Source organism: Methylophaga sp. UBA1464, from assembly GCF_002325665.1.
In the GTDB taxonomy this organism is placed as follows: Bacteria; Pseudomonadota; Gammaproteobacteria; order Nitrosococcales; family Methylophagaceae; genus Methylophaga.
The window spans coordinates 11,649-17,218 of record NZ_DCSO01000016.1 but is presented as its reverse complement, the minus strand read 5'-3'; the positions used below and the strand labels follow the sequence as shown (position 1 = coordinate 17,218).

The following is a 5,570-nucleotide window of genomic DNA, read 5'->3' as shown; positions in this document are numbered from 1 at the left end:
TAGGTTTCGACAAAACTGGTTAACGCGATCACACCTTGTTGTCCGTTTTGTTGATTCACTATCCATGGCCCTCCGGAATCACCTCTTGTTGGCATAGGTAAGGTAAATTGATAACGTTCATTTTCCACCCGATTCATGGCTAGCAGGGCGGAGGTTGAGCTGATTACGGCATATTTTGCCAGAAACTGCGCGCGAAATTGCAGGTGCAGTAGGGGGTCAAGCTGTTCGTAGATTTCAGGTACAAAGTGGTAGAAGTCATCTTCTGCAGATAAGACGGTTTTGTTCGCACAACGAGGGACATTAATGTCGGCATCGTTAATTCCTCGGCCATACCCACATACCAGAACTTGTGGGCTTTCAAGTGAGTTGACGATTGGAATGGCTGCAATCCCTTCAGGCGCGTTTCCGTCAAATATCAGTACGGCCAGATCGGTGGCCAGATTGCGTTCAATTTCATTAAAACGGGTGTAAAGCGCCGCACGTAATACGGGTACCGGCTTGCCTAAAAATATCTTAACAACCGGGATTCGCGTGTTGGGGGTTAATTTAGAGTCACGCAAGCAGTGAGCAACCGTTAATACGGTCAGTGGCTGAGTACCTACTACTACAGAACTGCATTCGTCCTGTTCCGTAACCTGACTGTTGGTGCCGCCATACCATTTAAGTTGCTCAATATGAATCTGGCCCGTTGAAACAACGTCAATCGGTGTTGGTTCACCATGAATAACGCCATAGGCGGGCATCATGATAAAACAACCCAAAACCACTTTGAAAAAATCCAGCATTCAAACAACCCTCCTGAAAACGGAAAGTCAGATTCAAACGGTTATAAAGCAGAAGGCAGTTTTTTCAGTCGAAAGTTCGGCAGGCTGTTGTAATAGTAAGGTAAATGAACCTCACCCCATTATCATATTGGATGTTGATAATGGGGCGAACCAATTGGAGTGAGGAATGTGCAGCTGAATCAACAAGCCCTGGATCAAGGTGAACATTCGCCAATCCGCTCGCCAGAATAATCAGTTTTCATATTTACCGGACCTATTGGGGTGTTCATCTCACTGGTCATTTTGCCCTCAATGCGATTACCTTTAAAGTTGGCATAACCCTTAAAAATGGTTGTCATACCATCCATATTGCAGCTCGCAGCGTAATCAACTCGGTCACGTTTGATATCTGATTGCGTAATATCACATTCCTCAGGCATATTGATGACGTCTTGCCCCTTGTCCAGCTGTGCCTGGGTCAGGCATTCCTGATTGCTGGCCGTTTGAGGCGGGAAATTCATAGGGCCTTCCATGGTGGTGGTGCTGGTGTATTCCCAAAGGCCGGGTTGCAGGTTGGGCGTTTCTGCCAAAGCGGTGGCAGAGATTGAGAACAGACTGGCTATTAATACGGAAAATCGAGTGAGAGATTGCATAATCTGGTTTCCTGAATATTTGGAAAGGATTGCTGAATAAAGCCAACAGATTGAATCTTGCCTGTGACTGATATGGAGTGCAACTGGCAAGCGATAAAACCGGACTGAAATTAACGTTATATGAGCAATAATTGAGCGTAGGCAATAAAGTGGAGCATCTCAAACTCAACCAAATCATCTGGCAAGTGGTCGCTATGATTCCTGAGGGAAAAGTTGCAACTTATGGTCAGATTGCTCGGATTTGCGGTTATCCGGGGCATGCACGTTATGTGGGAACTACACTAAAGCAACTTCCGGATGACTCTGATTTACCCTGGCATCGCGTGATTAATGCCAAAGGTGAAATCGCGTTTCCGGTGGGCAGTGATGGCTACCAACGGCAACGAAAATTACTGGAAAACGAGGGCGTGCAGTTTAAGCAAAATAAAATAAAATTGTTGGATTATCGTTGGGAATAGTGGCAGTCAGATGATTGTCACTGCTGCTTTTGCCATTGTTTAATAGATTGTTCGGCCTGCCGGATTTCGTTTTCAGACATTTTTTTGAGTAATACGGCTTTAATATGCTGAAGATCTTCAGCACCATTTTGTTCCGCTAAAGACCACCACATATACGCCATTTGATAATCCTGCATTACCGCCAGGCCTTGATAGTACATATTCCCCAGGTTGCTTTGCGCCTCGGCGTAACCCTGATTTGCCGCAAGTTGCATCCATTTAATTGATTCGGGATGATTTTGTTCAACCCCTTGGCCCAATTTGTACATGATGGCGAGATTAAATTGGGCTGGAGCATAGTTGTTCTCAGCAGCATGGCGAAACCATTTTGCTGCCTGGTGATAATCCTGTTCGACGCTTTGCCCGTTGAGATAAAGAAACCCCAGTGTATTTTGGGCAATAGCATCGCCCTTGCTGGCGGCACTTTTGCATTTTTCTAAATAGGCTTCTTGGGTCAGTGGTACAGATTTGGTCACAATGCTTTTCCGAAGGAGTTCAACACGAACGCTATGATAGCAGCTCGCGGTTTCAACAGAAGAAATCTCAACGACGTACGCTGACTGCTTTCCAGAAATGGCGAGACCAGTAGCTGTTGTCCATATTGGAAATCATTACACCACGTGTTGTTGAGGCATGCAGGAATTTGTTCTCTTCCAGATAAATTCCGACATGGCGGCCATTGCGAAAGAACACCAGGTCGCCGGGTCGCAATTGTTGCCGGTTAATGCGTTGCCCCATACGCGATTGCTGTTCAGTGGTTCGCGGCAAATCCATACCGAATACATCACGAAATGTCACTTGAACAAAAGCCGAACAGTCGATGCCTGAACGATTGACTCCGCCAATACGATAAGGCGTGCCTTGCCATGCTTCATGCTGTTGATAGAGCAGTAGCATGGCCTGTATTTCATCGTAATAGTGAGCCTCATCTGCTGGTTTGGGGAACTCCGCTCTTTCTGGTGTTTTTGTGAGACCAGACGGAGTTGTTCCACAAGCTGAAAGCATGGCGAACATTGGCAACAAAAATAAGCATAAGCGCCAATGTGGCGTGATGAAAATCAAGTGTTTTGTTCTGGTCATTAGTTTTTATGGTGTTAGTTTCTTAATTATTCAAACAGATTAAAACCCATAAAGTTCTGCCGTTACAGGTTATTTTCATGATTTTCAAAGTAATAACAAAAAAAGGACATCAGTAACTTTTGTCAGCTAAGCTGGCGTTAGCTTAGACAAGAAGCAGATGGCAGTATTTTTGACTTATATGCTTCCCTGGCCAGAGATAATGTATACAGGTAATCCGCTAATAGTTAACATGGTAATAAAATTGCCATGAACTTTCAGTAAGTTATTAACTACCAATGCTCTATCTGCTGTTAATACATAGCCAGCTTGATAATTAATGACTTGATTATAAGGTGATTACATGACGGACCAAATTTCTGAGTTAGTACTCATTATCCTCATTGCAGGGGCGACTCTGGCGTTGTTCTCTAGTAATAGTCGATGGCGTTTTTTAGAGGATAATAAGTGGGATAATGAAATAACGGCGCTGACGATTGTTACCCTGATAAGTATGGTTAGCCTTCCCCTGATTGATGCCACGTTGCCATGGTTGGAATTTGCCGATTTGCGGTATTATGACGAAATTGCGTGGTTTGGTGTTCTGAGTGGCAGTTTGGGGATATGGCTGTTGTACAGAGCGGTTCGTGATTATAGTGCTCCCGCTAATTACCAGAAAAAACTGGTTGCCAAAGGGATTTACCGATACATACGTTATCCCTTTTATTCCGCGCTTTTAGTCCTGGCATTAACGCAATTATTGTTATCGCAGAATTGGTTGGCCGGAGTGGCAGGGTTAATGACTTTTGTATTGGTCTATTGCTTGAGAGTACCTCGGGAAGAAGAAGATGGGCTGGAGAAATACGGGCATCATTATCTTGATTATATGTCTCAGACGGGTGATATATGGCCGCGGCTCCCTTTAAAACATCAGGATTGAACATCGTTATGGAAAACATTTATGCTTAATATTCGCCCCCTTTCTGCTGAGCATTTAGCCACCCTGATGGAAACGGCTACTGTGATCGAAAAGGACAAAAAAGGACCTAAAGTGGCCGTACTAGCTGATGGCCAATTTTTAAAGTTTTTTTATCGTAAACGGTTTTTTAACAGAGAATTGCTGGCGCCGGCAGCGGTTAAATTTGCCCGTAACGCTCATCAATTAGAACAGCTTGATATCCCAACGCTGAAAGTGAAGGCATTGCATCGCATTGTAGGTGAATCACACACTGTTGCTATTTACTCCCCTTTGGCAGGCCGTACTTTACGAGACATTGTTAAATCCAATGAAGCCGATGCAAATCTGATGTACCGCTTGGGTGTGTTTTTAGCCTTGGTGCAGCGCCGGGGAATTTATTTCCGCTCAATCCATCCCGGAAATATTATTGTCAATGAAATGGATTTTGGCCTTATCGATATTCTTGATATGCGTTTTCAATCCTGGTCTTTAAGTCGTTGGGCCAGACGTCGCAACTGGCGGCATTTTTTCCGGTATCCACAAGAATGGGTAAATCATGGTGATTTGATTGAAGCGCTCATCAAAGGCTATCGTCATTCTGCTGATTTGCCTTTGCGTGAACTGAGCTGGATAGATCGTATCGTTGGCAGAGTCATCTCAACCTAGGACTAGGTTATCTTTCAGCCTTTAAGTTGTCAGTCATTTGCGGGTATTTTTGCGTAAAATGCCCGTCCATGACAATCAATAACGAACTTTCCAATCAGTATGACGTAATCATTATCGGCGCCGGTGCCGCCGGGTTGATGTGTGCTATTGCTGCCGGACAACGCGGTCGACGGGTGTTGGTACTTGAGCATGCCAATAAGGTGGGTAAGAAGATACTGATGTCTGGTGGTGGTCGCTGCAACTTTACAAACATGTATTGCAGCCCGGAGAACTTTATCTCCAATAATCCGCACTTTGTGAAATCAGCACTCAGTCGTTACACCCCATGGCATTTTATCGAGATGGTTGAACGTCATCAGATTGCCTATCACGAAAAGAAACTGGGGCAACTGTTTTGTGATGAGTCTTCGAAAGATATCGTGCAGATGTTAGTCACCGAGTGTGAGTGGGCCGGGGTAACCATCAAGACCAATACGCCGGTTAAGGTGCTGGAAACTGCCGGACAAAAGTTGGTTGAAACGTCAGAAGGTAAATTGCAATGTGCATCTCTGGTCATTGCGACGGGTGGCTTATCGATCCCTAAAATGGGGGCGACAGGATTTGGTTTTGAACTGGCCCGCAGGCTCAATATTCCGCTGTTACCCACGCGGGCGGGTTTGGTTCCCGTAGTACTGGATGACCACAAACTTAAACCGCTGGCTGAATTAAGTGGTATTTCCCTGGACTCCATCACCGAAACAGATACCTGTTCGTTTCGTGAGAATATTCTGTTTACCCACCGTGGTTTAAGTGGCCCGGCAATATTGCAGGCATCCAGTTATTGGCAGCCCGGGGAAGTGTTGAAAATAGATATGTTTCCCGGAATCGAGTTAACCGCTTATTTAATGGAAATGCGTCGTGAAAAATCCAAAACGGCTCTGAAAACCATACTGGCCGAAAAACTGACCCGCCGCGTCGCACAGCTTTGGTGTGAGAT

8 protein-coding genes are annotated in these 5,570 nt (G+C 45.1%); 4 read left to right on the top strand and 4 right to left on the bottom strand.

Going from position 1 to position 5,570, the window contains the following annotated elements; genetic code table 11:
* Both B3O33_RS01660 and B3O33_RS01655 read right to left on the bottom strand, forming a co-directional pair.
* The coding region (locus B3O33_RS01660; RefSeq protein WP_292362803.1) for a trypsin-like serine protease at positions 1–785 on the bottom strand (785 nt) is incomplete at its 3' end.
* A gap of 194 nt (positions 786–979) precedes the next feature.
* The gene (locus B3O33_RS01655) at positions 980–1,417 is read right to left on the bottom strand and encodes a DUF3617 domain-containing protein (RefSeq protein WP_292362191.1); all 438 of its coding nucleotides are present in this window, start codon (positions 1,415–1,417) and stop codon (positions 980–982) included.
* Positions 1,418–1,548: 131 nt separating this feature from the next.
* Between B3O33_RS01655 and B3O33_RS01650 the strand changes: the two genes are divergently transcribed.
* Positions 1,549–1,875, top strand: coding sequence for an MGMT family protein (locus B3O33_RS01650; RefSeq protein WP_292362192.1), 327 nt, complete (start codon positions 1,549–1,551; stop codon positions 1,873–1,875).
* Positions 1,876–1,892: 17 nt separating this feature from the next.
* Here B3O33_RS01650 and B3O33_RS01645 read toward each other — a convergent pair whose 3' ends face one another.
* Both B3O33_RS01645 and B3O33_RS01640 read right to left on the bottom strand, forming a co-directional pair.
* The gene (locus tag B3O33_RS01645; protein WP_292362193.1) at positions 1,893–2,390 is read right to left on the bottom strand and encodes a tetratricopeptide repeat protein; all 498 of its coding nucleotides are present in this window, start codon (positions 2,388–2,390) and stop codon (positions 1,893–1,895) included.
* A gap of 67 nt (positions 2,391–2,457) precedes the next feature.
* A complete protein-coding gene (locus B3O33_RS01640; RefSeq protein ID WP_349676288.1) occupies positions 2,458–2,811 on the bottom strand; it encodes an NlpC/P60 family protein in 354 nt (117 codons plus the stop codon).
* 523 nt (positions 2,812–3,334) lie between these two features.
* Between B3O33_RS01640 and B3O33_RS01635 the strand changes: the two genes are divergently transcribed.
* From B3O33_RS01635 to B3O33_RS01625, 3 genes are all read left to right on the top strand, one after another.
* Positions 3,335–3,910 carry a methyltransferase family protein gene (locus tag B3O33_RS01635; RefSeq protein ID WP_292362195.1) on the top strand — a complete coding sequence of 192 codons (576 nt, stop codon included), beginning with the start codon at positions 3,335–3,337 and terminating at the stop codon, positions 3,908–3,910.
* Between the two features lie 21 nt (positions 3,911–3,931).
* Positions 3,932–4,594: a toluene tolerance protein gene (locus B3O33_RS01630; protein ID WP_292362196.1), complete on the top strand. Its 663-nt coding sequence runs from the start codon at positions 3,932–3,934 to the stop codon at positions 4,592–4,594.
* A gap of 68 nt (positions 4,595–4,662) precedes the next feature.
* On the top strand, positions 4,663–5,570 hold a 908-nt coding region (locus tag B3O33_RS01625; RefSeq protein WP_292362802.1), incomplete at its 3' end, for an NAD(P)/FAD-dependent oxidoreductase.